General features: G+C 75.1%; 23 protein-coding genes and 4 tRNA genes. 9 read left to right on the plus strand and 18 right to left on the minus strand.

What is annotated here, in order from left to right; translation table 11 throughout:
- Together betT and ACI79S_RS10245 are read right to left on the minus strand one after the other, a co-directional pair.
- Window positions 1-1,998 carry a choline BCCT transporter BetT gene (gene betT / locus ACI79S_RS10240; protein ID WP_456593323.1) on the minus strand — a complete coding sequence of 666 codons (1,998 nt, stop codon included), beginning with the start codon at window positions 1,996-1,998 and terminating at the stop codon, window positions 1-3.
- A gap of 121 nt (window positions 1,999-2,119) precedes the next feature.
- Window positions 2,120-4,798 (minus strand): putative bifunctional diguanylate cyclase/phosphodiesterase, encoded by a 2,679-nt coding sequence (locus ACI79S_RS10245; RefSeq protein ID WP_456593324.1) that lies wholly within the window; start codon window positions 4,796-4,798, stop codon window positions 2,120-2,122.
- A gap of 163 nt (window positions 4,799-4,961) precedes the next feature.
- Between ACI79S_RS10245 and ACI79S_RS10250 the strand changes: the two genes are divergently transcribed.
- Window positions 4,962-5,099, plus strand: a complete 138-nt coding sequence (locus ACI79S_RS10250; protein ID WP_456593325.1) for a hypothetical protein — start codon at window positions 4,962-4,964, stop codon at window positions 5,097-5,099.
- A 15-nt stretch (window positions 5,100-5,114) separates the two neighbouring features.
- Here ACI79S_RS10250 and ACI79S_RS10255 read toward each other — a convergent pair whose 3' ends face one another.
- The 8 genes from ACI79S_RS10255 to ACI79S_RS10290 form a co-directional block, all read right to left on the minus strand.
- A complete protein-coding gene (locus ACI79S_RS10255) occupies window positions 5,115-5,993 on the minus strand; it encodes a hypothetical protein (protein WP_456593326.1) in 879 nt (292 codons plus the stop codon).
- The gene (locus ACI79S_RS10260; RefSeq protein ID WP_456593327.1) at window positions 5,983-6,207 is read right to left on the minus strand and encodes a hypothetical protein; all 225 of its coding nucleotides are present in this window, start codon (window positions 6,205-6,207) and stop codon (window positions 5,983-5,985) included. The genes ACI79S_RS10255 and ACI79S_RS10260 overlap by 11 nt, the downstream gene beginning before the upstream one ends.
- A gap of 266 nt (window positions 6,208-6,473) precedes the next feature.
- On the minus strand, window positions 6,474-7,040 hold the full coding sequence (locus ACI79S_RS10265; RefSeq protein WP_456593328.1) for a dienelactone hydrolase family protein: 567 nt from the start codon (window positions 7,038-7,040) through the stop codon (window positions 6,474-6,476).
- Between the two features lie 99 nt (window positions 7,041-7,139).
- A tRNA-Lys gene (locus tag ACI79S_RS10270) sits at window positions 7,140-7,212 on the minus strand.
- A gap of 126 nt (window positions 7,213-7,338) precedes the next feature.
- The gene (locus tag ACI79S_RS10275; RefSeq protein ID WP_456593329.1) at window positions 7,339-7,566 is read right to left on the minus strand and encodes a hypothetical protein; all 228 of its coding nucleotides are present in this window, start codon (window positions 7,564-7,566) and stop codon (window positions 7,339-7,341) included.
- Window positions 7,567-7,691: 125 nt separating this feature from the next.
- Window positions 7,692-8,765: a DMT family transporter gene (locus tag ACI79S_RS10280; protein ID WP_456593330.1), complete on the minus strand. Its 1,074-nt coding sequence runs from the start codon at window positions 8,763-8,765 to the stop codon at window positions 7,692-7,694.
- A gap of 55 nt (window positions 8,766-8,820) precedes the next feature.
- Window positions 8,821-9,552, minus strand: coding sequence for a B3/B4 domain-containing protein (locus ACI79S_RS10285; protein WP_456593331.1), 732 nt, complete (start codon window positions 9,550-9,552; stop codon window positions 8,821-8,823).
- Window positions 9,549-10,142: a helix-turn-helix domain-containing protein gene (locus ACI79S_RS10290; protein ID WP_456593332.1), complete on the minus strand. Its 594-nt coding sequence runs from the start codon at window positions 10,140-10,142 to the stop codon at window positions 9,549-9,551. Before ACI79S_RS10290 ends, ACI79S_RS10285 begins: the two co-directional genes overlap by 4 nt.
- Window positions 10,143-10,599: 457 nt before the next feature.
- On the opposite strand from ACI79S_RS10290, the gene ACI79S_RS10295 reads away from it, so the two are divergent.
- Window positions 10,600-12,099: a malate:quinone oxidoreductase gene (locus ACI79S_RS10295; protein WP_456593333.1), complete on the plus strand. Its 1,500-nt coding sequence runs from the start codon at window positions 10,600-10,602 to the stop codon at window positions 12,097-12,099.
- 437 nt (window positions 12,100-12,536) lie between these two features.
- Here ACI79S_RS10295 and ACI79S_RS10300 read toward each other — a convergent pair whose 3' ends face one another.
- Together ACI79S_RS10300 and ACI79S_RS10305 are read right to left on the minus strand one after the other, a co-directional pair.
- Window positions 12,537-13,385, minus strand: a complete 849-nt coding sequence (locus ACI79S_RS10300; RefSeq protein ID WP_456593334.1) for a hypothetical protein — start codon at window positions 13,383-13,385, stop codon at window positions 12,537-12,539.
- Between the two features lie 33 nt (window positions 13,386-13,418).
- A complete protein-coding gene (locus ACI79S_RS10305; protein WP_456593335.1) occupies window positions 13,419-14,294 on the minus strand; it encodes a Rieske 2Fe-2S domain-containing protein in 876 nt (291 codons plus the stop codon).
- A 191-nt stretch (window positions 14,295-14,485) separates the two neighbouring features.
- Between ACI79S_RS10305 and ACI79S_RS10310 the strand changes: the two genes are divergently transcribed.
- The 6 genes from ACI79S_RS10310 to ACI79S_RS10335 all read left to right on the plus strand — a co-directional run bounded on the left by ACI79S_RS10310 (window position 14,486) and on the right by ACI79S_RS10335 (window position 17,351).
- Window positions 14,486-14,971 carry a GtrA family protein gene (locus tag ACI79S_RS10310; protein WP_456593336.1) on the plus strand — a complete coding sequence of 162 codons (486 nt, stop codon included), beginning with the start codon at window positions 14,486-14,488 and terminating at the stop codon, window positions 14,969-14,971.
- Window positions 14,972-15,025: 54 nt separating this feature from the next.
- Window positions 15,026-16,633, plus strand: coding sequence for a metallophosphoesterase family protein (locus ACI79S_RS10315; protein WP_456593337.1), 1,608 nt, complete (start codon window positions 15,026-15,028; stop codon window positions 16,631-16,633).
- A gap of 23 nt (window positions 16,634-16,656) precedes the next feature.
- Window positions 16,657-16,989 carry a hypothetical protein gene (locus ACI79S_RS10320; protein ID WP_456593338.1) on the plus strand — a complete coding sequence of 111 codons (333 nt, stop codon included), beginning with the start codon at window positions 16,657-16,659 and terminating at the stop codon, window positions 16,987-16,989.
- A gap of 95 nt (window positions 16,990-17,084) precedes the next feature.
- Window positions 17,085-17,157, plus strand: a tRNA-Glu gene (locus ACI79S_RS10325).
- A 23-nt stretch (window positions 17,158-17,180) separates the two neighbouring features.
- A tRNA-Asp gene (locus ACI79S_RS10330) sits at window positions 17,181-17,254 on the plus strand.
- A gap of 23 nt (window positions 17,255-17,277) precedes the next feature.
- Window positions 17,278-17,351: transfer RNA gene (locus ACI79S_RS10335), tRNA-Phe, on the plus strand.
- 48 nt (window positions 17,352-17,399) lie between these two features.
- Here ACI79S_RS10335 and ACI79S_RS10340 read toward each other — a convergent pair.
- Together ACI79S_RS10340 and ACI79S_RS10345 are read right to left on the minus strand one after the other, a co-directional pair.
- Window positions 17,400-18,437, minus strand: coding sequence for a glycosyltransferase (locus ACI79S_RS10340; protein ID WP_456593339.1), 1,038 nt, complete (start codon window positions 18,435-18,437; stop codon window positions 17,400-17,402).
- A 169-nt stretch (window positions 18,438-18,606) separates the two neighbouring features.
- The gene (locus tag ACI79S_RS10345) at window positions 18,607-19,296 is read right to left on the minus strand and encodes a phosphodiesterase (protein WP_456593340.1); all 690 of its coding nucleotides are present in this window, start codon (window positions 19,294-19,296) and stop codon (window positions 18,607-18,609) included.
- Window positions 19,297-19,515: 219 nt separating this feature from the next.
- Here ACI79S_RS10345 and ACI79S_RS10350 point away from each other — a divergent pair, with 219 nt between their 5' ends.
- The gene (locus ACI79S_RS10350) at window positions 19,516-19,728 is read left to right on the plus strand and encodes a hypothetical protein (protein ID WP_456593341.1); all 213 of its coding nucleotides are present in this window, start codon (window positions 19,516-19,518) and stop codon (window positions 19,726-19,728) included.
- A gap of 66 nt (window positions 19,729-19,794) precedes the next feature.
- Here ACI79S_RS10350 and mftG read toward each other — a convergent pair whose 3' ends face one another.
- From mftG to ACI79S_RS10370, 4 genes are all read right to left on the minus strand, one after another.
- On the minus strand, window positions 19,795-21,324 hold the full coding sequence (mftG, locus tag ACI79S_RS10355; RefSeq protein WP_456593342.1) for a mycofactocin dehydrogenase MftG: 1,530 nt from the start codon (window positions 21,322-21,324) through the stop codon (window positions 19,795-19,797).
- Window positions 21,317-22,636, minus strand: a complete 1,320-nt coding sequence (locus ACI79S_RS10360; protein WP_456593343.1) for a class I adenylate-forming enzyme family protein — start codon at window positions 22,634-22,636, stop codon at window positions 21,317-21,319. Before ACI79S_RS10360 ends, mftG begins: the two co-directional genes overlap by 8 nt.
- On the minus strand, window positions 22,633-23,502 hold the full coding sequence (locus ACI79S_RS10365; protein ID WP_456593344.1) for an MBL fold metallo-hydrolase: 870 nt from the start codon (window positions 23,500-23,502) through the stop codon (window positions 22,633-22,635). The genes ACI79S_RS10360 and ACI79S_RS10365 overlap by 4 nt, the downstream gene beginning before the upstream one ends.
- Before the next feature lie 108 nt (window positions 23,503-23,610).
- Window positions 23,611-24,993: a M23 family metallopeptidase gene (locus ACI79S_RS10370; protein ID WP_456593345.1), complete on the minus strand. Its 1,383-nt coding sequence runs from the start codon at window positions 24,991-24,993 to the stop codon at window positions 23,611-23,613.
- Window positions 24,994-25,082 lie beyond the last annotated feature (89 nt).

Below are 25,082 nucleotides of genomic sequence, written 5' to 3' on the forward strand. Positions count from 1 at the left end.
TCAGCCGCGGGCGGCCCCGGCGGCGTGCTGCTCGAACCGGTCCATGACGTCGTCGATCAGCTGGGCGTGGGTGTAGTTCATGACGTCGTAGCCGCCCGCCTTCTCCCGGTTGCCCAGCTCCACCTGGACGTCGAGCTGCGAGGCGCCCGGGTCCGACGACGGCCGGGCACCGTCCCCGCGGCGCGGCGGGCGGCTGGGCCGGATGCGGTACCGGAACGGCGCGCCGTCGTCGGTCTGCGCCGTGAGCTCGACGCAGGGCGCGCCGGAGTCGTCGACGGCCCAGTGCGTGTCCGATGCGACGTCCCGGGCGCGCAGCTCGGCCGCGGCCTCCGCCAGAGCCGGCCGCGCCGTCTCGTGGAGGTACTGGTCGACCCGCTCCCGGCCGGTCGGGCCGGGCGCCCGGCGCCGTCGCAACCGGGCACGCCGCCGCGCGGCCGGCCTGCCGGTGGGCGCGATCCGGTGGCGGCTGACGGCGCGGTCGGCCTCGCTGCGCAGCGCGCGGTGCAGCCCGAACATCACCGCGATCATCACGAACGCGAAGGGGAGGCCCATGATGATGGTCGCGTTCTGGAGCGCGGGCACACCGCCCACCAGCAGCATCGCGGCGGTGAGCACGCCGGTCACGACCGCCCAGACGATCCGGACGCCGGCGGCCGCGTCGTCCTGCGGCCGGCGCAGCCGCGAGGACAGGTTGGCCATCACCAGCGCACCCGAGTCCGCGGACGTCACGTAGAACAGCAGACCGACGATGGTCGCGATCGAGGCGATGAAGGGGAAGGCCGGGTAGTCCGCCAGGAGGGTGTAGAAACCCCGCTCCGGGATGTTCATCGCCGTCTCCCCGAACGCCGCGTCCCCCTGCCGGATGCGGTCGATGGCGCTGTTCCCGAAGATCGACACCCACATGAGGATGTAGCTGAAGGGCAGCAGGAGCGTCCCGGCGACGAACTGGCGGATCGTCCGGCCCCGCGAGATGCGGGCGAGGAAGAGCCCGACGAAGGACGCCCAGGCGATCCACCACGCCCAGAAGAACAGCGTCCAGCCGTTCAGCCATGCGTCCGGGCGGTCGTAGGCGAAGGTCTCCAGGGTCAGGCCGGGGAAGCTGCTCACGAAGTCCCCGACGTTCTGGACCAGCCCGTTGAGCAGGAACGCGGTGTTGCCGGTGACGAGGATGAATCCGGCCAGCCCCAGGGCGAGGACGACGTTGAGCTGGGAGAGCCGCTTGATGCCCCGGTCGACGCCGCTCACCGCGGACACCGTCGCCACGCCCACGGCCAGGGCGATCAGCCCCAGCTGCGCGGCCCGGCCCTCGGGGATGCCGAACAGCACCGACAACCCGTAGTTCAGCTGCACCACGCCGATGCCGAGCGACGTGGCGACGCCGAAGATCGTGCCGAGGACCGCCGCGACGTCCACGGCATCGCCCAGCGAGCCGTGCACGCGCCGGCCGAAGATCGGGTACAGCACCGAGCGGATGGCCAGCGGCATGTTCATGCGGTAGGCGAAGTAGGCCAGCGCCATCCCCATCAGCGCGTACATGCCCCAGCCGTTGATGCCGTAGTGGAACAGCGTCCACACGGTCGCCTCGCGGGCGGCCTCCACCGTCTCGCCCTCCCCCACCGGCGGGGCCAGGTACTGCGTGACCGGCTCGGCGACGGCGAAGAACATCAGGTCGGTGCCGATGCCGGCGGCGAAGAGCATCGACGCCCAGGCGAAGGTGCTGAACCGCGGGGTGGAGTGCTCGGGGCCGAGCTTGACCTTTCCGTACCGGGAGAAGGCGATGGCCAGGACGAAGACGAGCACGGCGGTGGCGAAGGCGATGTAGAACCAGCCGAACCACTCGGAGGTCCAGCCGACCAGGGAGCCGATGGTCTCCGCGGCCGACGTCGGGGTCGCCGTCGCCCAGAGGGCGATGGCGAGGACGCCCGCCACCGAGCCGTAGAAGACCCGCCGCTTGAGCCCGGACCCCGCGTCGGGGGACAGGGTGTCGGGCTCGCTCATGGCCGCTTCCCCCGCCCGCTCGCCGCGAGGTGCGCTGCCGACGTCTTCGATGTGCCGCTCACCGGCCGGATGGTGGCACACCCCACGGCGTGCGGCAGCGCACGGCGGACTTCACCCCGCCTCAGGTGCTGGGGATCGCCGTCTCCTCCTTGCGGCGCAGCAGCGCGCCGGCCTCGGCCGCGGGCAGCGGCCGGGACAGCAGGTAGCCCTGCGCCCGGTCGCAGGCCTGTGCCCGGAGCCGCGCCATCTGCGCGTCCTCCTCGACGCCCTCGGCGACGACGGTCAGGCCGAACGTGTGCGCCGCGCGGATCATCAGGGCGACCAGTTCGAGGTGGGCGGGCTCCCCCGACGCCACGAAGCTCCGGTCGATCTTGAGCGTGTCCACGGGCATGTTCCGCAGCTGCCCGATCGAGGTGTACCCGGTGCCGAAGTCGTCGATGGCGATGCCGACGCCCATGGCCCGCAGCTCGGTCAGGTGGTCGTACGCGGCCGGGTCGTCCACCAGCACGGTCTCGGTGACCTCGAGGACCAGCAGCCGCGCCGGCAGCCCCGAGGTGGCGAGCGCGTCGGCGACGTCGGTGACCACCCGGCGGTCGGCGAGGTGCCGACCGGAGATGTTCACCGCGACGGTGGGCTCGGGCCGGCCCGGAGCCACCGGGAACTCCACCCGCCACTGCGCCAGCTGGCGGGTCGCCTCCTGGAGCACGAAGCGGTCGATGTCCCCGACGAGGCGGGACCGCTCGGCGACCGGGATGAACTGGTCCGGCGGGACCGGGCCGACGCCCGGCCGGTCCCAGCGGACCAGCGCCTCGTACCCGGTCAGCCGGTCGGACGCCAGGTCCATGACCGGCTGGTAGACCAGGTGCATCTCGCCGCTGACCAGGCCGTGGCGGATGGCCGTCTCGAGCTCGGCCTGCTCGTTCAGCTGCAGCCGGAGCGTCTCGTCGAAGATCTCCGCCCGGCCCCGGCCGTGCGCCTTGGCCCGGTACGCAGCGGTGTCGGCCTCCGCGAAGAGCACGTCGGCGTCGGTGCCGCCGTCGCGGCTGATCGCCACGCCGACGCTGGCGCCGACGCCGACCGCCAGCGCCCCCACCGGGATCGGCTCGCTGACCGAGGCGATGAGCCGCTCGGCGAGGTCGATCAGGTCGTGCTCGGCGTGCACCGGCTCGACCAGGACGACGAACTCGTCGCCGCCCAGGCGGCAGACGACGTCGCCCGGCCGCACGGCCGCCCGGAGCCGGCCGGCCACCTCGCGCAGCACCGCGTCACCGGCCGCGTGGCCGTGCCCGTCGTTGACGGCCTTGAAGCCGTCCAGGTCGATGAAGAGGAGACCGGTCATCTCCCCGGACCGCCGGCCGCGGTGCAGGGCCGAGGTCACGAGGGTCAGGGCCTGCGCACGGTTGGGCAGCTCGGTCAGCGGGTCGTGCGTGGCCTGGTGCGCGAGGGCGAACTGCAGCTCCTCGCGCTGGCGCACCGACGTGACGATCGCCTTGACCGAGGCGTGGACGACCTCGCCGAGGGGGCCGGGCAGGGGCTCGTCCAGGAGCGCGTCGTCGAGGTCGCCGCGCGCCACGGCCTGCGCCTGGTCCTGGATCCGGCGCAGGCCGGCGACGGCCGAGCCGAGCGCTGCCGAGACCGTCCGGACCTCCCGCGGCCCGGCGACCTCCACCTCGACCAGCGACCCCTCGCTGATCTCGGTCGCCTGGGCGGCGAGCAGGCGGAGCGCCCGCGTGACGCTGCGGCCGAGGAAGAAGGCGCCGAGCAGGGAGACGACGAGCAGGCCGGCCCCCATGAGCAGGACGACCTGGAACCGGTCGTTGGCGCGCTCGCGGTCCGCGGCCACGAGCTGCCGCGCCTCGTCGACCGCCGTCTCGACCAGGTCGGCCAGCATCACGCTGCGGTCCTGGCTCTGGAACAGGACGGTGACCAGATCGCTGAGCGGCATGTCGGCGCGGCCGGCGTCGGCCAGGCCCTGCGCGAGCAGGCCGTCCAGCTGGATGACGACGTCGGAGGTGCGGACCTCGTCCCAGGCGTCCCGCAGGCCCTGGCCCGAGAGGGTCGCCATCCGGCGCTGGGCGTCCAGGTAGTCCAGCCACTGGGTCTCCCAGGCGGTGCGGGAGCCGATCAGGTCGTCGCCACCTTCGGCGAGCAACGAGCCGATGAACAGGGGCATCTGCCGGCCGGCGGCCTGCGCCAGCTGCGCCACGGTCTGGACGTCGCGGATGGCCCGCAGCGTGTCCTCGGGGACGCCCTCGGAGGTCGCCGCCGCGGCGGCTGCCGCCTGCGCGTTCGTGAGGTCGTTGGAGACCCGCAGGAACCGGAGGTGCAGCGCCTCGATGTCCAGCCGGCCCGCCTGGTCGGCCCGGCGCAGCTCCGCCAGGTCGTCCGCGGCGCGCGCCGCGGCCGCCGCGCCGACCGATCCCGCCGGCACCCGGGCCAGGGCCTGGTCGGTGACGGCTCGCGCACGGGCCGCCTCGTCGATCGCGGACTGCCGCTGGGCACGCAGGAAGAAGTCGGGCAGCCCGAGGGCCGCCGCGGCCGCCGGATCACCGATGACCGACAGCGACAGGACGGGGATCATCTCCTGCTCCACGCCGCTGCGCGCGGCGTCGAGCAGGGCCAGTGCGCGCACGGCCACCTCGGCCCGCTCGGCGCTGTCGGCCTCGGCCGCGCGCGCCTGGGCCGCCGCCACCGTCAGCACGGCGACGCCGATCACCGGCAGCAGCACGAGGGCGGTCAGGTACCGCCACAGCGGCACGCCGCGGCGTCGCCCGCGATCCACGTCCTGGTGTGTGCGCACGCTGCTCCTATCGGGTCGTGATGCACGGCACTTGAGATCGGTCCCCACCCGTCCAGGTGAGGTGACGCGGGCAGGAGGGCACAGGCGGTTCACAGCCGCCCACCGGGAAACCGTCAGACCTGCCGGGGATGCTCACGGCACGCCCCGACCCCCGAGGAGATCCGTGATCGAGCTGGCCCCCCGTCCCGCCCGCCCGGAGGCCGCGCGCCTGCCGTCGGCCGGCGCCCGCCTGCCGGCCCGCTTGCGCAAGCGCGCCGTGCTCGTGGTGCCGCCGGTTCCGGGGGCCGATCGCGGGCAGTGAGCCCGCGCGCGCCGGTCAGCGGAGCGGTGCCGTCACCAGGTGGCACCCGGGGGAGCCGAAGTCCTCCACCTGGAAGCCCATCAGCCGCAGCACGGTGCCGACGGCGGTGGTCATCGACCGCTGCACGGCGGCCTCCATCGCGCCGCCACGGGCCTGGTGGAGGCTCATCCGGTCGTGCTGGCGCCAGGTCACGAGGACGCCGGCCGCGTCCGGGTGCGGCGTCAGGCAGACCCCGCCCACGGCGTGCCCCACCCCTTCCCGGCCCTCGCAGTCGTGCAGGGGCAGACCGGCCTCGAGCAGCGCGGCGGTGACGTCGACGGCCAACGTGGTCAGCACGTCGTCGTCGTCGATCATGAACGGATCCCAGTCCTCCGGGAGCAGGTCGAGCTGGTCCCCGAGATCGGCCAGCCAGTCGCGCTCCTCCGCCGACTGCCGCCGGACCACCCCGCCGTCCGCCCGCCGTCCGCCGTGGACGATCCGCGTGCTGTCGGTCAGGTCCCCGGCGAGGCGCGCCCACTCGGCGTCGATCGAGTCGGCGAACGGCCCGGCCACCGCCGCACCGCCGTGCTCGTCGACCAGCCACCAGCCGGTCGCCGCCGAGCCGTCGGGGAGGTTCCGCCCGGCCGGGTGTGTGGCCAGGCCGACGGCCGCCCGCTCCGTCTCGGGATGCTGGGCCGCACCGCCGACGGTCTCGACGCCGGCGTCGTCAGCGGACGCACGGCCGGCGCCCTGGCCGGCGAGCTGCGGCGTGTGGACGGCCGCACGGTGCGCCCGCACGGCGTTGCGCTCGAACTCGTACCGGGCGGTGGAGCTCGCAGCAAGGACGACGACGAGCGCGATCAGCCCGCCGCACCCCAGCAGCGGCGCGGCGATGGCCAGCAGCTCACCAGGCACGCCAGGCCCCCTGCGGCCCCTCGCCCCAGGACGCCGCGCGGTGCGTCCACTCCTGCACGCGGGCTGCCCACCCGGGGTGCGGCGGGCGCACCACCGGTGGCGCGGGGGCCGGCTCCTCCACCATCAGCTCTCTCAGCAGGTCCAGACCCGGGTCGCCGGCGACCTCGCGCAGAGGGAGGGACGGCGTGCGGACAGGTGATGCGGTGGCGTGCACAGGGGCTCCTCGCAGGTGGTGCTCCGCGGCTGGGAAGCACCGCGGATGACCCGAAGGCTAGGGACGACTGGGCCCCGCGAAGGCCGCTTCGAGCGGTTCCGGACCTGGCCCGTGGCCGTTTCGTTGCGCAGCGGTGCCCGGGCGGGCGGTGACCCCTCGCCCGGAGCGCCGACCTGTCGACAAGCCAACCCTTCACGAGCGTGGCGGGGGTCGACGGCCGGGTCGGTCATCCCGCCGCGGACCCGCCGCGCCGGCGTGTCGCGGGGCTATCGCAGGCCGGCGAGGAAAGCCCGCACACGCTGCACCAGCAGGGCGTCGGCACCCGGGTCGTGGTCGGGCAGGCTGCGGTCGCTGAACAGGTGCCGGTCGCCCGGGTAGAGGAACAGCTGCGCACCGTCGATCGCGTCGGCGAGATCCCGCGCGACGTCGACGTCCCCCCACTCATCGGCGTCCATCACGTGGAACTGCACCGGCACGTTCGGGGGCCAGCCGTCGGCGAACTCACCGAGCGGCACGGCGGCGTGCATCAGCACCGCGCCGGCAGCACCCTGGCGGGTCTGCGCCAGCAGCTGCGCCGGCATGACCCCGAGGGACCAGCCGCCGTAGACCAGCCGCTCGGGCAGCTCCGCGACAGCCGCGCGGCCCCGCTCCAGCAGCGTGCCGAAGCCGAGCTCCTGGGCGTGCGCGACGCCGTTCTCGAGGGTGTCGAACGTGCGTCCCCCGTACAGGTCGGGCGTGTGGACGACGTGCCCGTCCGCGCGCAGCTCGTCGGCGAACGCGAGGCACCCGGGCGTCAGCCCCTGCGCGTGGTGGAACAGCACCAGCTCGGCCATGGCGGCACGCTAACCGCCGGGAGTGACCGGTGGGCGCCCGTCGACGGCGGGCCCCTCGCGGCGGGCGCCGTCTCGTGGCGTCGCGCCGGCGGACGGTCGTGGGCCCCGTGGGGATCGAACCCACAACCCGCGGATTAAAAGTCCGCTGCTCTGCCAGTTGAGCTAGAGGCCCGGTGGGTGCAGAGATCCCCCCACACAACTCACCACACAACGCGTGAGACATCTGGGGCCGTCTGCGGCCCTGTGCGAGGCTACCGCTCGGCCTGCGGCGCCTCGGGGCTCGTCGTCCCCGCGTGCGCTACTCGGCGACCTCGAGCGGCTCCACGCCGAGGTCAACAGCGATCTCGCCGAACTGCTTGAGGATGGCGGCCATCTCCTCCTGGATCTCGAAGATGAGCACCTCCGGTGCCAGCATGCTGTCCGGGTCCTCGAGGGAGTCGTCCTTGAGCCAGGCGATGTCGAGGTTCACCTTCGCCCGGGCGATCAGCTCCTCGTAGCTGAACCGCCGGAACCGTTGGGACTCCACCCGCTCGTCCCGGGCACCGGGCCGGTAGGCGGCGACGAACTCGTCCAGATGTGCCCGGGAGGGGACCTGTTGCGGTCAGGCGTCCCGCCCACCCCAGAGCGACCGTGCGAGCTCGCCGATGCCCGTCAATCGGGGTGCGCGGATTCCGGCGGTCGTTTCGTCGGTCCGGGCAAGGACACCTGCGAGGCGTCGCCGCTCCCGCGAAGGGCAGCCTGTTCCGCCGAAGGACACTCCCAGCCATGCGCGTGCCGATCCGGCCGTCGTGCCGACTCTCGGTCGACGTCGTCTCGGTGACGGCGGGGGCCCCGAGTCCGGGGCTTGAGCTCGCTGACGAGCACGCCGGCGACGATGAAGGCGGCGCCGACGATGGCGAGGCCGGGCAGTCGTTCGCCGGCGAGGCGCCCGATGATGCCGCCCCACACCGGCTCGCCGGCGTAGATGACCGTGGCCCGGGTCGGGGACACTGACCGCTGGGCCCAGTTCATGGTGATCTGGATGAGGCAGCTGGCGGCGCCGAGACCGATCGCAGCGGCGAGCCAGAGCCAGGAGAGGGACGGGACGGCCTCGCCGACGACGGGCATCATCGCTACCGACAGGGCGCCGCCGACGAGCAGCTGTACGACGGTGATCCGGCCGAGGTCGACGGTGCCGGCGAACAGGCCGATGAGGACGATCTCCGCGGCGATGGCGACGGTGCTGACCAGCGTCAGGAGCTCTCCGGTGCTCAGCGTCAGCCCCGCCGAGGCGGGGTCGGCCAGCAGGACCAGCCCGGTGAAGGCGAGCGCCACCCCGGCCCAGGCGGCGGGCTTGGGCGCGCGGCGGAACACCGCCCACTGCAGCAGCGGCACGAGCGGGACGTAGAGCGCGGTGAGGAACGCCGAGGTGCTGCTGGGGATCGTCTGCAGCCCGATGGTCTGCAGTGCGTAGCCGCCGAAGATCGTCACTCCGATCGCAGCGCCGGCACCCAGCTCCCGCCGGGTCAGCCCGGTCAGCGTCCGGCGGAAGACGACCAGGCTGATCGCGCCGGCGGCGAGGAAGCGTAGGCCGACGAAGAGCAGCGGCCCGCCGTGCTGCATGGCGAGGTGGACGATGAGGAACGTCGCGCCCCACACGGCGGTGACGGCGATCAGCGCCATCTCCTGCCGGCTGAACCGGACACCCCAGCGGGGACGGCGCCTGGTGTCCAGCGTTGCGCTCACCCGTCGGCCGGCCAGGCGCGCGACGGGTGATCGTGGGCGTCGTCCCGGGGGTGGATCAGCACGGTGCACCTCCGTCGGCGCGGGTGAGCAGCCGGCGGTGGAAGGTGGCGTCCGGGCTGAAGGTGAGCAGGCCCTCAGTGAGCGCGTCGGCTGCGGCGTGTGCGTCGTCATCGGTGAGCGGGTCGAGCACGTCGAGGATGAAGACGGCACTGGTGGTGGCGGTGGTGATGCCGGTGCGGGTGCACTGGCGCCAGTTCCAGCGGCGGCAGGTGACGCCGACGTCGTCGCGCCAGACGACCTCGCCGACCTCCGGGTGCTCGACGACCGCCTCGCCGCCGGCGATGGTGTCGAAGGCCTCGGTGCCGTCGGCGCGGACCAGCCGCGGCGGGCTGGCGTAGGCGGCGCGGTCCTCCCCACCGAAGGGCAGCATGGAGGAGATGGAGACGGCGTTGTAGACGTCGGTGATCCGGTCGATGCGCGGCAGGCCGCCGGGGTCGAGCCGGCGCATCAGGGCCTCGACGCTGGGCCGGGTGCGCTGCGGTTTGGCGCCGAAGGCCCGGTAGGCCTCCCGCCACGAGGCGAGGTGCGGCAGCTCCTCGGGCTTGCGCCCGTCGAGCCGCTTACGCGTGGTCGCCTCGGCGGCGGCGAGGACCTGCTCGCTCAGTTCATCGCTGGGGCCGCCCTGCAGGCCCTCGGCGGTTAGCAGCACCACGCGGTAGTCCGGCCGCAGCGCGAACACGGCGTCGTCGACGGTGGCGGCGGCGAGCCACTGCTGGGGGTCGGTCATGAATGGCTCCCGGTGACGTGGGGCTGGAACACGGTGAGGGCGAAGCGGGCGGGGCCGGCGGCGTCGGCGGGGGTGGCGTAGCCGTGGGCGACGTCGCCGGCGAAGGCCGCGGAGTCGCCCACGGTCAGCCGCTCGGTCCGGTCACCGACGCGCAGGTCGACCGCGCCCTCCAGGACGAGCAGCAGTTCCCGGGTGCCGGCGCTGTGCGCCTCGCTGGTGTTCGCATCGCCCGGCTGCATCGACCAGTCCCACAGCTCGACGACGTCGGGCGGCTGGGTGCCGGCGACCAGGACCGCCTGCCCGCCGTGGTCCCCGTGCCACAGCACCGGGGCCCGCCCGGCCGCGGTCACGGTCAGGGTGTGCGGGCGCTCGACGTCGACTAGGACGGGCAGCCCGACACCGAGGGCGTCGCTGATCCGCAGCAGCGTGGCGATGCTCGGGTTGCCCTCGCCGTGCTCGATGGTGATCACCATGCGGCGGCTGACCCCGGAGCGGTCGGCCAGCTCATCAAGGGTCCAGCCGCGGGCGGTCCGGTGCTGCCGAACCCGCTGCCCGATCACCTCGTTGACTGCGACCACTTCCGCCGTCATCTGTGCCGCCTCCCTTGCGTGGTCCCCACCGCACTCATCTACGCTGCCTCCTACAGTGCAACATAGTGCATTAGGAGGTGCGGCGATGGGTCTGCAGGGCACCGGAACGGCCTGGTGGACCGTTCGGCTGCCGAGCGAAAGCGCAGGTAAGAGGAGTCTTCTGCAGGCACCAGAGGCCTGCGGGAGCGCGCGGCGACGGGCCGGCGACACCCGGCGGAAGGCTACCGCCGGCGGGGCTCCCGCCCCTTCCTCACGGGCGGCGGCGGGCGGACCGGAACCGCTGCGTCGGCCCGCGCATCACCCCCGGCGGCACCGGTCATAACCTTGAGAGGCCGCACCCACGAAGCGTGGTGACATACCTCATACGCCCGCGATCGCATGCAGCGGCCGAATCCGGCCGACGATCGTTGAGGAGGCGCTGCGGCGCCGGGCCGAGCACACAGCCAGAGAGGCAGACGTGACTTCCGAGCGCAGCGTTCCCGACAGCGCGAACCCCGACGTCGTACTCGTCGGCGGCGGCATCATGAGCGCGACCCTCGCGCAGCTGCTGCAGGTCGTCGCCCCCGAGTGGAGCGTCGCGGTCTTCGAGTCGGGCAGCGCCGTCGCGCGCGAGAGCTCGGGCCCCTGGAACAACGCCGGCACCGGGCACGCCGCCCTCTGCGAGCTGAACTACACCCCCGCGGGCCCCGATGGCCGGGTCGACCCGAGCAAGGCCATCACGATCAACGAGCAGTTCCAGGTGTCGCGCCAGTTCTGGTCGCACCTGGTCCGCGCCGGCATGACGGGCTCCCCCAAGGAGTTCATCTCGCCCGTTCCCCACCTGAGCTTCGTCACCGGCGAGCAGGGCCGCACCTACATGCGCAACCGCTACGCCGCCCTGAGCGCCCAGCCGCTGTTCGAGGGGATGGAGTACACCGAGAGCCCGGCGGAGATGGCCGACTGGCTGCCGCTGATGATGGAGGGGCGCGACCCGGAGCAGATCGTGGCCGCCACCCGCTCGGTCGCCGGCACCGACGTCAACTTCGGTGCCCTCACCCGCCTCATGCTCGACGACGCCGCCACCCGCGGGGTGAACGTCCACGTCAACCAGCGGGTGGACGCCCTCGAGAAGGAGAGCGACGGCCGCTGGAAGGTGACCGTCCGCGACACCGAGACCGGCGACCGCGTGACGATGCGCGCGAGCTTCGTCTTCGTCGGCGCCGGGGGCGGCGCCCTGCCCCTCCTGCAGAAGGCCGGCATCCCCGAGATCCGCGGCTTCGGCGGCTTCCCGGTCAGCGGGATGTTCCTGCGCTCCCGGTCCCCCGAGCTGGTCGGCCGCCACCAGGCGAAGGTCTACGGCCAGGCCGCCGTCGGCGCCCCGCCGATGTCCGTGCCGCACCTGGACCTCCGGCTGATCGACGGCGAGTACTCGCTGCTGTTCGGGCCCTACGCCGGCTTCTCCCCCAAGTTCCTCAAGGCCGGGTCGATGTTCGACCTGCCGAAGAGCGTCAAGCCGAACAACCTCGGCTCCATGCTCGGCGTGGCCCGCACCGAGATGGCGCTGACGAAGTACCTGATCGGCGAGCTGATGCAGAGCCGGTCGGCCCGGCACCGCACCCTGCAGGAGTTCGTGCCCACCGCCGAGAAGGGCGACTGGGACATGGTCACCGCCGGCCAGCGGGTGCAGGTCATCAAGCAGGACCCGAAGTCGGGCAAGGGCGTGCTGCAGTTCGGCACCGAGCTCATCGTCGGCGGGGACGGCAGCATCGCCGGCCTGCTCGGCGCCTCGCCCGGCGCCTCGACCGCCGTCTCGGCGATGCTGACCCTCCTGGAGCGGTGCTTCCCCCAGCGCATCGACGCCTGGCGCCCGCTGCTGCAGACGGCGATCCCCTCGTACGGCCACTCGCTGAACGACGAGCCGGCGCTGCTGGCCCAGGTGCGCGCGGAGACCAGGCAGACGCTGGAGCTCAACGGCTGATCAGCGGCAGCCCGCTCGACACCACGGCCACGCCCGGGTGACCGGTCTGCACAGGACGGGTCACCCGGGCGTCGTCGTCACAGCACGCCCAGCACCAGGAGCAGCAGGAGCGTCAGCAGCGCCGACACGAGCAGCGAGCCGAGGCAGCCGAGACGGCTGGAGAACAGGAAGAACATCCCTGGGAGGTGCCCGCGCACCCGGAAGCCACACCTCTGTGCAGTGGGTCACCGCTCTTCGGTACGGTCCACCCGTTCAGGGGATCGCGGTCGACCCCGGCGGTTACGTACCGTCATCACCGTTCCGGTCGGGGAACGCGACTCCGCGCCCCCGGCCGCCGCATCCTCCGCCCCGCGCTCCGGCGCCGGGCGGGTACGACCCCGGCCCGGCTGACCCGTTCCCCCCGGGGCGGCCGGGCCGGCTTCTTCTCCCCCGCGGTCTCAGCCGCGCCGGCACACCTGCCGGACCAGCTCGCCCAGGGCCGCACGCAACTCCTCGTCGACGGGGAGGTCGACCACCAGTTCCGGTCGTCCGCCGATCCGCACCCCCACGGGGAAGAGGTGCGGTTGCTTGGCCTCGGCCAGCACGTGCGCATCGCACGTGGCCACGGTGATGGTGAGCTCCCCCTCCGCGGCGCCGCTCCCCGCGGGCAGCTCGAGCGGGACCTCCGCCGCGACGTCGAACTGGACGTTGCCGCCCACCCGCTCCACGAGGACCCGCGCGTCGGCCGCGCGCCGGGCCAGCGTCAGGCGGGCGGTGATCCGATCGGGCCCGGCCCGCGGCCCGCTCACCCCGAGCTCCACCGCGTCGGCCACCGCACGGGCCCCGCACTCCTCCTCGTGGGCCCGGTCGAGCGCCGCCCCGTCCAGCGCCACCCGCACCTGTTCCACCGTGCCGTCGGGCCGCAACAGCGCCAGCCGGGCCGTCGCGGGCCCGCCGCCGGCCGGGCACACCGCCTCGCCGTAGGGGGTCGGCAGGTCGGTGACGCGCCCGGGCACGAACGCGGCGCTCACCTGGGTGGGCGGGAGCGGCGCGAAACCCGGCGCGTCCAGCGCCACCGCGGTCACCGTGTACGGCGCGCCGCCGGTGTGGGTGACCCGCACCTGGATCCGCCCGCCGACGGCCTCGTCGGTGCGCAGGCGGACCGCTTCGGCCGCGACGCCGGGCACCGCCGCCACCCGCGGGGCCGCGGCGGTCGACGGCGGTGGCTCCGCCTGCCGAACGGCCGGCTGCGTACCGCAGGCGGTCGCCGCGAGGAGCACCCCCAGCCCGACGGCCGTCCGCCTCATGGCGCCGCAGCGCAGGGCGGCGCGGCTGCTGTGTCAGCGGTGCCGGCTGGGCACCCGGGCCATGACCCGGCCGGCGTCCATGCGCACCTCGAGCTTCTCCTGCGGGTTGGCCGCCGGCCCGCGGCGGGGCTCGCCGCTGTCCAGGTCGAACGCGGAGCCGTGCCACGGACACACCAGGCACTCGCTGCCGCGCACGGTCTCCACCGCGCCCTCGTCCAGCGGACCGGACAGGTGGGAGCAGGCCCCGACGAAGACGTCGACCCGCGCGCCGCGGCGGACGACGGCCAGCGGCACCGACATGCTGCCGCCCTTCCCGGTGCGCAGCGCCGGCCGCCCCTCGGGCAGGTCGTCGAGCGGTCCCAGGTCGACCCAGTCGGTGGTCAGCGCCCGGACGGCGGTGGCCGCGTGCGAAGCGCCCGAGGACTGCGCGTAGGACATGTGCCCGCCGATGGCCGCCGAGCTCCCCGCCAGGCCCAGTCCCGCGTACGCCAGCGCCCGGCCCAGCACGCCCCTGCCCTGGGAGCGCGCCACCAGCGAGCCGGCGTAGAGCCCCAGCGCCGCGGTGTTCATCACCGCGTGCAGCGCTCCGAGCCGGCGCACGCCGGCGCCCTGCTCCGACCAGTCCGCCGCTCCCGACAGGGCCGCCGGCACGGCCGCGGCCACCCCGGTGCCGATCAGCACCGTGGCGGCCGGCCGCAGCGGCGGAACGGCGTCCAGCAGTCCGGCCGACACCCAGCTACCCACCGGCACCTGCACCAGCACCGGGTGCAGCGGATGCCCCAGCCAGGTGCCGTGCAGGACGTCCTTGACCGCGCTCGGCATGCCGAGCACGGCACGCCGCGCGGGCTCGATGGCCTTGTCGAACGCCGACACGTCCGCGATGCGGTCCAGGAAGCCCATGAGACTCATGGGCGCCCCCTACCCGCGCGGACCCGGCTCGACGCACGGCACCCCGACGACTGCGCACGGGCCCTCACAGGTGACAGTGAGCAAGGACACGGGTGAGTCTCAGGCCCGCCAGGCATGTTCAGAGGTGACAGGGGTTCTGCCGAAGAGAATCCTTGTCCTGTTCACCTGCGACCCACCGGAGGACCTCCCCCGTGACCTGCCCGTCCCTGCTCCGCCGCGGCCACGCCGCCGACGCCGTCGGCGACCTGTCGCACATGACGGTGCAGGGCCTGCACGGGGACGCCACCTCGGCGCAGTTCCTGCGCTTCGTGCTGGTCGGCGCGGTCACCACCGTTGTCTACGCGGTGCTGTTCGTGGCGGGGCACGGCTGGGGCTACCTGCCGGCCCACCTCGTGGCGACGGCGGTCTCCACGGTGCTGGCCAACGAACTGCACCGCCGGCGCACGTTCCACGCCGACCAGCGGGTGCACTGGTTCACCGCCCAGTGGGAGGCCGGCGGCGTCACCGTCCTGGGCCTGCTCGCCACCAGCACCGCCCTGGGCCTGCTGGATGCCCTCACCGACGGCACCCACCCCGTCCTGCAGATCGCCACGGTCGCCGGCGTGACGGCCTTCATCGGCCTCATGCGGTTCATCGCGCTGCGCTGGATCTTCCGCCCCGCACCCGCCCGGATGTGAGCGCAGCGCCGCGCCGGTCTGAAGGCCGACCCGGACATCGCTAGCGTGATCCGGGTGAGCGAGCCCACCGCGTCGACGTCTCCCTGGCCCGGCCGCGCCCGGGTGGCCGGCCGCTGGGCCGGACGGGTGGTCATCGCGCTCATCGGTGCCCTCGTCGCCGTCCTGCTGTTCGCCCAGGTCTCCGCCCCCATCGGGCCGTTCGACGCCACGCTCGCCTTCCGCCCCGCCTCCGGCGGGGCGGAGGTCGCCGTCCCGCCGCTGGGCTCCCTCGCGGTCGACGCCTACGACGGCCCGCTCCGGCTGGAGATCTCGCTGCAGAGCGTCGACCAGGCCCGCGCGCAGGCGCTGGCGACCGACCCGGTGCGGCTGGCCGGCGTCGTGGACCGGGTGACCGAGAACCTGCAGTCCGCCGTGGTCCGGCTGGTCTGGGTGACCGTGCTGGTCGCGCTCGCCGGAGCCGCGCTCACCTCCTGGGTCGTGCTGCGCCGACGCCGGGAGCCGCTCATCGCCGTCGGCATCACCGCGGCGCTGCTGGCCGGCACGGGAGCCCTCGGCGCCGCCACGTGGCGACCCGAGGCTCTGTCCCAGCCGACGTACACCGGGCTGCTGGTGAACGCCAACAGCCTGATCGGCAACGCCCAGGACATCGTCGCCCGGTTCGACGCCTACCGGGCGTCCCTGGAGGACCTGGTGGCCAACGTGGGCACCCTCTACGCGACGTTGTCCGCGCTGCCCACCCCGAGCGGCACCGGCGACTCCGTGGTCCTCCTGCACGTGTCCGACATCCACCTCAACCCCTCGGGTTTCGACCTGGTCCGGCAGGTCGCGGAGAAGTTCGACGTCGACGGCATCCTCGACACCGGCGACCTCACCGACTGGGGCAGCGAGCCCGAGAACCGGCTGATCACCGCGGTCGGCGACCTCGATGTGCCCTACGTCTACATCCGCGGCAACCACGACTCGGCCACCACGGCGAGCATCCTCGCCGCCCAGCCCAACGTGACCGTCCTGGACGACTCGGACGTGAGCGTCGCCGGCATCCGGATCGTGGGCACGCCCGACCCCCGCTTCACCCCCGACAAGAGCACCGGCGACGACGACGCGGGGGCCGACGTCCTCGAGCTGTCCGGCGAGGAGCTGGCGGACTACACCCGGACGCTGACCGAGGAGCCCGCCATCGCGATGGTCCACGACCCGAAGCAGGCGCCGCCGCTCGACGGCCTCGTGCCGCTGGTGCTCGCCGGGCACACGCACAACCGGGTGGTCGAGGAGCTCTCCGACGAGACCCTGCTGATGGTGCAGGGTTCGACCGGCGGTGCAGGTCTGCGCGCGCTGGAGGGCGAGTACCCGGAGCCGCTCGCCTGCACCGTGCTCTACCTCGACCCGGCGACCGGCGCGCTGCAGGCCTACGACGACATCACGCTCGGCGGGCTGGGGTCCACGGAGGTGACGGTGGAGCGCACCATCGTCGCGGAGGGACCTTCGGCCGACGAGGCCCAGCTCCCGGGCGGCGGGGTGGCGCCCCCGGCCGTCGGCGGGGTGGAGCCCCCGGTGGTCGGGGAAGTGGAGCCCCCCGTCGTCGAGCCGGGGGCGGGCGGTGGCGTGGTCCTGCCGCCAGCGCCGGGCGGCGCCCCGCTCGCGCCGGCCTCCCCGCCGGGATGAGCGCCGGGCCCTACGCTCCCGGCATGACGTCGACGACCCGCGTCGCCCGGCTCGCCACAGGGGTGCTCGCCGGCGGCCTCTCGCTCGCCGCGGTCACCGGTTGCAGCCTCTCCTCCCAGAACGTCTCGTGCTCCGGGGGCACGTGCACGGCGACCCTCTCCGGCGACGGCGCGGAGGCCGAGATCCTCGGCACCACGCTGGCGTTCGACAGCGTGCAGGACGGCCGGGCCACGCTGACCGTCGGTGGGACCACCGTGTCCTGCGCCGAGGGCGAGAGCGTCTCCGCCGGCCCGCTGGAGCTCGCCTGCTCCAGCGTCACCGACGACTCGGTGGAGCTGCGGGCCACCGTCGGCTGAGCCGGGTCGTCCGGCGCGCCGACCCCCTCGGGGGACCCCGCCTCGGGCGGGGCTCGGGAGCCATGTATTGTTCTCGCTGCCCCCGGCGAACACGAGCCCCCATCGTCTAGCGGTCCAGGACGCCGCCCTTTCAAGGCGGTAGCACGGGTTCGAACCCCGTTGGGGGCACGCAGCACCAGCACCACCAGCAAGGCCCTGTAGCGCAGTTGGTTAGCGCGCCGCCCTGTCACGGCGGAGGTCGCGGGTTCGAGTCCCGTCAGGGTCGCTCTCCGGTGAGGTCACCGGAAGGGGCAGGTAGCTCAGTCGGTACGAGCGCTCGCCTGAAAAGCGAGAGGTCGGCGGTTCGACCCCGCCCCTGCCCACACTCTTCTCACCGCGCGGGCCCGGCAGCTGCCGGGCCCGTCGTCGTCTCACGCCCAGCTGCGGTCGGCCACCACCTGGGCGTAGACCTCGCCGTGCACCTCGCGCACGGCGGCGCGCTGGTCCTCCCGCCAGCCCCGCTCGGCCGGCCGCGGCATGGGCCGGATCAGCGCCGCGCCGATCGCGGCGGTCAGCGACACCGGGTCCAGGCCCGTGCGCTCGTCGTTGGCGTAGGGCACGACGTCCGACCACTGGTCGGCGAACCACCCGCAGCTCGGCGCCACCACCCGGGTGCCGACGTCGCGGCAGATCTCGACGTCGGCCGAGTGCGTGCCGCACCGCTCGGGCAGCACCGCGGCGTGCAGCTGCTGCAGCTGGGCGGGCCACTCCCCGTCGCGGTACCGGACGAGCTCCAGCTCGCCCGCGTCGGCGAGGGCGACGATCCCGGGATCCAGGGCCGGCGCCTCCGCCTCGTCGACGAGGACCCGCAGCCGGCCACCGCCCGAGAGAGCGCCCGAGAGAGCCGCGCGGACCAGCCCCACGGGGTCGGGCACCGCGCTGGACGCCGGCCCCACCCGCACGCCGACCAGGCCCCGCTCGGCGCCCAGCTCCGGGTCGGGGACGGCGATGGACGGGTGTGCCACGACGATCGCCGTACGCCCGTACCGCTCGGCGATCTCGTCGGCCGCCCCCGGGGTGAGGGTGAGCACCACCTCGGCCGTGGCGAGCACCGCGGCGAGGTGGCCGTCGGTCTCCGCGGGCGAGGGGCGCTGCGGATCGCGCAGCTGGTGGACCGTGACGATGAGCGGGATGCCGAGCCGCTGCAGCTCCTCGGCCCACGCCTCGAGCTCGGTCGCGCCCAGGTAGCCGTGGACGGCGTGCAGGTGGACGACGTCGACCTCACCGGCATGGGCGGCCAGGTGGGCGAGATCCAGCCACGGGCTGGGTGCGGCGGGGGCGCCGACCCGGATCGCCCCCTCGGGGAGCACGGCGTCCACGTAGGGGTCGGTGTGCGGGATGGACACCACCCGGATGCCGGCCCCCGGCGTCGGGGACAGCCCCGGGAGCGGGGGTTCTGCGTGCGTCACGCGCGGGTGCGTCTCCTCGTGCGGTGGAGCCTCACGACAGCACGACGGTGCCGCTCGACGTCCTCAGCGCCCGGCGACGTCCTTGCGCCCGGTCCGGTTCTGCTTACCCCACTCCTCCCCCGGGCAACCGGTGATCAACTCCATCGGGTGAGTCGGCATGCCCGGCGTGTCACCAGTCGGTGCGGCCGATCTCGCGCGCGGTGGCGTACGCCGGCTCGCGGAAGCGGGCGAGCGGGCCGTCGGCCGCCAGCCCCGGCGGCGGGTTCCGGACCGCGTCGAAGCGCAGGTCCGTGTCCAGCGAGCCGAGCCGGCCGGTGACCCGCACGGTGGCGAAGGGGCGCCAGTCCTCCGCGCCGCGGGCGGCCGCCAGGGTGAAGACGACGTCGCCGGAGGAGGCGGCCGCGGCCAGCGGGGCGGGGTCGGAGGGCAGGGAGGACGCCTGCGGGAGGGCGGCCAGCCGCACCGGCCCGACGGCCGATCGGTAGGCCATGATCGAGCCGTAGGTCGCCGCCGCGTCCGTCCGGAGCACCGGCAGCCGCCGCGTCAGCCGGCCGCGCCCGGTGGTCGAGAGCAGCAGGTCCACCGGAGCGCCGTCCGCACCGGTCAGCCGGATCGCCAGCCCCAGGACGTCGGGCAGCGGGGGCGGGAGCCCGGCGCCCCGTGACATCCGGACGACGACCTCGTCGGTACCTGCGCCGTCGAGCCACGGGACCCCGAACGGCGGCCTCGCCCCCTGCCGGTCCAGCACCCCGGCCAGCACCGCGCCACGCGGGTGCATCGGGCGGCCGTGCCGCCAGCGCGCCACGGCGCCCAGCGGCACCGCGACCACCTGCCCCGCAGCTGTCACCAGATCCGGCACGACATCCTCCGCTCGACCGACGGCGCCTGCCCTACCCGCCGTCGACCGCCGGGCAACCGGCGACGGCAGACCGGCGAATCCGGGTGCTCACCTGGGCGGACCGTGCTGGGGCGCCTGGGGCGCGACTGGAGAACGCAGGTGAAGTCTGCGCACCTGCCGGCCGATCTTCGGGCACTTCTGCCCGGTGACACCGGAGCATCAACCGCCTACGTTGTGTACATGCTCTCCACGCTCCTGGTCCTCGGCGGTGTACTGGTCGGCCTCGTCGTGCTGCTGGCCGCGATCGTGAGCCTGAGCGCCCGCCCGGCCACCACCAGCCGCGGGCCGCAGAGCGGACCCCGCACCCCGGCCTGGGTGTCCGACGCCGGGCGGCCGCACCCCGACGCCTGGTCGGCCCCGACCACCACCAGCGAGATGCCCGCCATCCGCTGACCCCGGAGCCCGGGTCCCGGCGGCTGCACCCTTCGCGCCGCCGGGACCCGCGCCGGGCCGCACGGCTCAGCGCCCGGCCATCAGCTCCGCGGCCCGCTCCCCGACCAGCACGGCGGTGGCGGCCGGGCCGCGGCTGGGCACCTGCGGCAGCACCGACGTGTCCGCCACCCGGAGCCCCTCGACCCCGCGCACCCGCAGCCGCTGGTCGACCACCGCCCCCGGATCGCTGTCCGGCCCCATGCGCGCGGTCCCCGACAGGTGGACGGCGGTCGTCAGACGGGCGCGGATCCACGCGTCCAGCGCGACGTCGTCGGTGAGCACCGAGCCGGTCGGCTCGCCGGCGGGCACGCCCACCACGGTCAGGGCGCGGGTCCGCAGCAGCTCCGCCGCCATCCGCACCCCTTCCCGCATCCGGCGGCGGTCGGCCTCCTCCGCCAGGTGCCCGTACTCCACGACCGGGAGAGCCGCCGGGTCACGCCCGTCGAGGACCAGCCGCCCACGGCCGACCGTCCGCTGGAGCCCCACGCCGAGCTCGACCACCTCGCCCTCCGGCGCGGCGCGCCCCGTCATCACCTGCGCGAACGGTGCCAGCCACGGCAGCAGCTCCAGGTCGCCCGGCGCCTCCGCACCGGTGGATGACCCGTGCAGGACCCCGTGCAGCGGCGACGTGCCGGGCGGAGCCGCGCTGCCCGGCACGGGCCGGAAGGGCAGGTAGACCAGCGGGTGGTCCGAGCACCGCTGCCCCACCCCCGGAGCCTCGACCAGCAGGTCGATGCCGGCGGCCCGCAGCACGTCCGGTGGACCGATCCCCGAGAGCAGCAGCAGGTGCGCCGACCCCACCGCCCCGGCGGCCAGCACCACCTCCTCGGCACGCACCTCGCCGGCGGTCGTGCGAACCCCCACCGCACGGCCCTGCTCGACCAGCACCCGCTGCACCCGGACGCCGCCACGCACGGTGAGGCCGGGGTGCCCGCGGCGCGGGGCCAGGTAGGCCGCCGCGGTGCTGATCCGGACGCCGTCGACGACGTTGCGCGGCAGCGGCCCGTAGCCGGGTGCCCCACCGGCGTTCTTGTCCGGCTCGGCCGGGACCCCCAGCTCCTCCGCCGCGGCGGCGAACGCCGCGGCGAGGGGCGGGCCGCTCCGCGGGCGCGTCACCGGCACCGGCCCGTCGGCCCCGTGGCCGGGGCGGTCGCCGAACTCGCGGTCGCTCTCCAGCCGGCACAGCGCCGGGAGCAGCAGTTCCCACGCCCACAGGTCGTTGCCCGCAGCGGCCCAGCCGGCCGCGTCGGCCGGGGTCGGGCGCACGAAGTACCCGGCGTTGACCGCGCTGGAGCCCCCGGACACCCGGCCGCGAGGCACCCGCACGGGCCGCCCCCCGGGGAGCACCCCGGGCAGGTCCCAGTTGGCCGGGTGCCCGCTCACCGCGGCGCGCAGGCTGCCGGCGTCGCGGAGCTCGGGCGGGACGCGCGCGGGATCGGGGTGGTGCGCCCCCGCTTCGAGCAGCAGCACCCGCCGGCCGGCGTCGGCCAGCCGGGCGGCCAGCGGGCACCCGGACGTGCCGGCACCGACGACGACGACGTCCCAGTGCTCAGCCACCGGCCAGGCCCAGCACCCCCGGCAGGTCCAGCCGGCGCACCTTGCCGGTCGAGGTGCGGGGCAGATCCGCCAGCGCGTGCAGCGACTTGGGGCGCTTGGCCGGCGCCAGCCGCTCCCGGGCCCAGGCGGCCAGCGCGCCGGCGTCCGCCTCGCCGACGTAGGCAGCCACCACCCGCTGCCCCCACTCGGGGTCGGGGATGCCGAACACCGCGCTCTCCACGACGCCGGGATGGGCGTCGAGGACCGCCTCCACCTCCGCCGGGTAGACGTTCACCCCACCCGAGATGACCAGGTCCTCCCGCCGGCCGTCCAGCCAGACGGTGCCGTCGTCGTCGACCCTGCCCAGGTCGCCGACGGTGACCCGCTCCCCCCGCCAGGCCGCAGCCGTCTTCTCGGGCGCCCGCCAGTACTCGAAGCGGGCCCAGCGGGGCACCGCGCACCAGAGCTGGCCGCGCTCGTCGGTCTCCAGCCGCCGCCCCGGGCGGGCCCGCCCCACGCTGCCGGGGTGGGCCAGCCAGTCCTCGGGCGAGCAGACGGTGAACTGCGCCTCGGTGGAGCCGTAGAACTCCCACACGCTGCCCGTCGGCAGCGCCGCGAGGACGGCGCGCTTGAGCGGCTCGGGGCACGGCGCGCCGGCGTGCACCAGCCGGCGGAACGACGACCAGTCGACGTCGTCCCGGGCGAGCAACCGCTGCAGGTGGGTGGGCACGCAGAACGCTGTCGTCGGCCGGCGGGTGGAGATCGCCCGTGCGGCGCGGGCGGCGTCGAAGGGGCCGGGCAGCAGCACCTCTCCGCCGGCCAGCAGGGTGTGGATCGCGAACCGCAGCGGCGCGCTGTGGTGCAGCGGCGAGAGGACGAGGTGCCGGTCCCCCGGACCGAAGCCCCACAGCTCGATCTCCTCGCCGGCCAGGGCGCGGGCGTCGTCGGCGGCCAGGACGCCGGACCACACGCCCTTGCGCCGGCCGGTGGTGCCGGATGTGTAGTGCATGGGACGCGCCAGGGGCACCGGGGCCAGCGTGGCCTCCGCGTCGCCGAGCAACCGCGCCGGGTCCGCCCCGACGTCCAGCGCGGGGTCGGCGTCGACGGCCAGTGCCGCGCGCTCCTCGGCCGGCAGCGCCGGGTCGAGCACCACGGGCACGACGCCGGTGCGCAGGGCGCCGAGGACGACGGCGAGCAGCGCCGGTGAGGAGGTCGCCGACACGAGCACGCGGTCGCCCTCCCGCACCCCGGCGGCAGCGAGCGCGGCTGCGGCGCGCCGCTGGTCGCGCTCGGCGGCGGCGGCGGTGACCACGGCGATCCCCGCCCCGCTCATGCCGGGCGCACCCCTCCGTCGTCGCCCAGCACGACGCGGCCGTCGGCGGCGAGCTTGGCGAGGGTGGCCCGGGTGGACTGCGCCGCGGCCGGCCAGACCTCGCGGGGCACGTCGGCGTAGATGGCCGCGACCAGCTCGTCGACGCTGCCGGCGCCACCGGCCAGCGCGTCGAGCAGCTGCTGCTCGCGGTGGGCCCGGTGTGCCAGGTAGTACTCCAGGACCGCACCGGGATCGGTGGTCAGCTCCGGGCCGTGGCCGCAGTAGAGGGCGCTGGGCCCCAGGTCGTGCACCCGCCGCAACGACTCCAGGTACGCCACCACGTCGCCCTCGGGGTGGGTGACGACCGAGGTGCCCCGCCCCAGCACGTGGTCGCCCACCAGGACCGCCCCGGACTCCAGGCGGAAGGCCAGGTGGTCAGCGGTGTGGCCGGGCGTACCGACGACGTCGATCGCCGTCCCGGCCAGGGTGAGCCGCTCCCCCGGTGCGAGGACCCGTCCGCCGGGACCCGCGACGTCGCCCGAAGCCGCGGCGACGGGGGCGCCGAGGCGGGCACCCCACGGTCGCGCCGCCTCGGCGTGGTCCCCGTGGTGGTGGGTGACCAGGACGGCGACGCAGCGCGCCTGCCGCGCGGCGAGCGCGGCCTCCACGGCGGCCAGGTGCGCGGCGTCGTCCGGGCCCGGGTCGACCAGGACCGCCTGCCCGCTGCGCGGGTCCCCCACCACGTAGGTGTTCGTACCGTCGAGGGTCATCGGCGAGGGGTTGGGCGCCAGCACCCGGGTGACCAACGGCTCCAGCTGGGCCGTGCGCGGCAGCGTGCCGGGGGCGGGGAGGCCCCACGAGGCGCGGGGATCGGTCGGGAGGGCCACCCCCGGCACGCTAGTGCGCCGCCGCCGGGACGCGCACCCGGTCACCCCTCCGCCCATGCGCCGCCCCCTCCTCCGCGCCGGGGTGCTCCCTGCACGACCGGGCCGTGGTCAGCCGCCGCAGCCGCCGACGTAGACCCCCCGGGCGTTGAGCCACGGCACCGGGTCCACGTGACCGCTGTACATCCGCCCGCTGGGGTGGACCTCGAAGTGCAGGTGCGGCCCGGTGGACTGCCCGCGGTTGCCGACCTCGGCGATGCGCTCCCCGGCCGACACCCGCTCGCCGGCGGACACGAAGTACCGGTTGACGTGGCCGTACACGGTGACCGCGCCGTCGTCGCCCTCGATGTAGACGGCGTAGCCGAAGCCGGTGGCGGTGCCGGCGCGCCGGACGACACCGCTGGTGACCGCGTACACGTTCGTCCCGATCGGGGCGGCGATGTCCACGCCCCCGTGCAGGGCGCCCCAGCGCCAGCCGTAGCAGCTGGAGACCCGGCCCGACGTCGGCTTGACGTAGCCGGAGCCGCTGACCGCGCCGCCACCGCCACCGTCACCGCTGCTGCCACCGCCGCTGCTGCCGCCGCCGGCGTTGGCGCGGTTGCGGGCCGCCTCCGCCTCGGCCTCGCGGGCGGCGCGCTCGGCGGCCTCCCGGGCCGCGGCCTCCTCGGCCGCCTTCTGGGCCACCCACTGGTCGTGGGCGTTGCGCGCCCCCTGCAGCTCGAGGAGGTGGATCTGGGCGGCCTGCAGCTGCTGCTCGTAGGCCGCCTTCTGCGCCTCGACCTCGGCGTACGCCGCCTGCTGGGTGGCGAGCTGGGCGTCGGCCGCCTCCTTGGCGGCCTCTGCGCTGTCCTCCGCGGCCGCGCGCTGGTCGCGGGTCGCCCGCGCGGTCGAGTCGGCGTTGGCCTGCCGGACCCGGGCCACCTCGAACTGGCCCAGGACGTCGAGCTGGTTGGCCGCCACGTAGTCGAGCATCGCGGCGCGCTGGATCAGCTCACCGGGCCCCTCCGAGTCCAGCAGCGCGGCGGAGCTGGTGAGGCTCCCGCCGTTCATGTAGCTGTCGCGGGAGAACGCGGCGATCCGCCGCCCCGCCGCGGCGACGGCCTCGTCGGCGGCCCGGAGCTCGGCGGCAGCCCGCTCGGCGGCCTCCTGGGCGAGCTGCAGCTCCTCCACGGCCGCCTCGTAGGCGGTGCCGGCGGCCTCGGCCAGGACGCCGACGCGCTCCAGCTCGGCCTCGGCGGTGGCGACGAGGGCGCGGATGCGGCCCACCTCCGCGGCGGCCGCGTCCTGCTCGCTCCTGGCCGCACCGAGCTGGCCGTCGGTCGGGTTGGGCGGCGGCGGCGGCACCGCGACGGCGGGCGTGCCGGTGAGCACGAGCGTCGCACCGGCGACGGCTCCGATCAGGGCCGTGCGGAACGGGCGGGGAGAGCGGCCCGCGACGGGCCGGCGGCTGCCGGCCCGTGGAGTCGCCGGTCCGGTCGGACGGCGCTGGGACATGTGCTCGCTCCCTGGGGAAGAGGGTGGGCGGTGTGGCCCGCGAACGGTCGCACTATCACCCCGAGTCACAAAGGCAACACGCGGCACTT

Source organism: Blastococcus sp. SYSU DS1024, assembly GCF_054050795.1.

Coding starts and splice junctions, on each gene's coding strand:
- ACI79S_RS10290 (WP_456593332.1), bottom strand. CDS start 10,142: ATGACGGCGGAAGTGGTCGCAGTCAACGAGGTGATCGGGCAGCGGGTT.
- ACI79S_RS10285 (WP_456593331.1), bottom strand. CDS start 9,552: ATGACCGACCCCCAGCAGTGGCTCGCCGCCGCCACCGTCGACGACGCC.
- ACI79S_RS10305 (WP_456593335.1), bottom strand. CDS start 14,294: ATGAGTCTCATGGGCTTCCTGGACCGCATCGCGGACGTGTCGGCGTTC.
- ACI79S_RS10300 (WP_456593334.1), bottom strand. CDS start 13,385: ATGAGGCGGACGGCCGTCGGGCTGGGGGTGCTCCTCGCGGCGACCGCC.
- ACI79S_RS10360 (WP_456593343.1), bottom strand. CDS start 22,636: ATGAGCGGGGCGGGGATCGCCGTGGTCACCGCCGCCGCCGCCGAGCGC.
- betT (WP_456593323.1), bottom strand. CDS start 1,998: ATGAGCGAGCCCGACACCCTGTCCCCCGACGCGGGGTCCGGGCTCAAG.
- ACI79S_RS10320 (WP_456593338.1), top strand. CDS start 16,657: ATGACGTCGACGACCCGCGTCGCCCGGCTCGCCACAGGGGTGCTCGCC.
- ACI79S_RS10370 (WP_456593345.1), bottom strand. CDS start 24,993: ATGTCCCAGCGCCGTCCGACCGGACCGGCGACTCCACGGGCCGGCAGC.
- ACI79S_RS10265 (WP_456593328.1), bottom strand. CDS start 7,040: ATGGCCGAGCTGGTGCTGTTCCACCACGCGCAGGGGCTGACGCCCGGG.
- ACI79S_RS10350 (WP_456593341.1), top strand. CDS start 19,516: ATGCTCTCCACGCTCCTGGTCCTCGGCGGTGTACTGGTCGGCCTCGTC.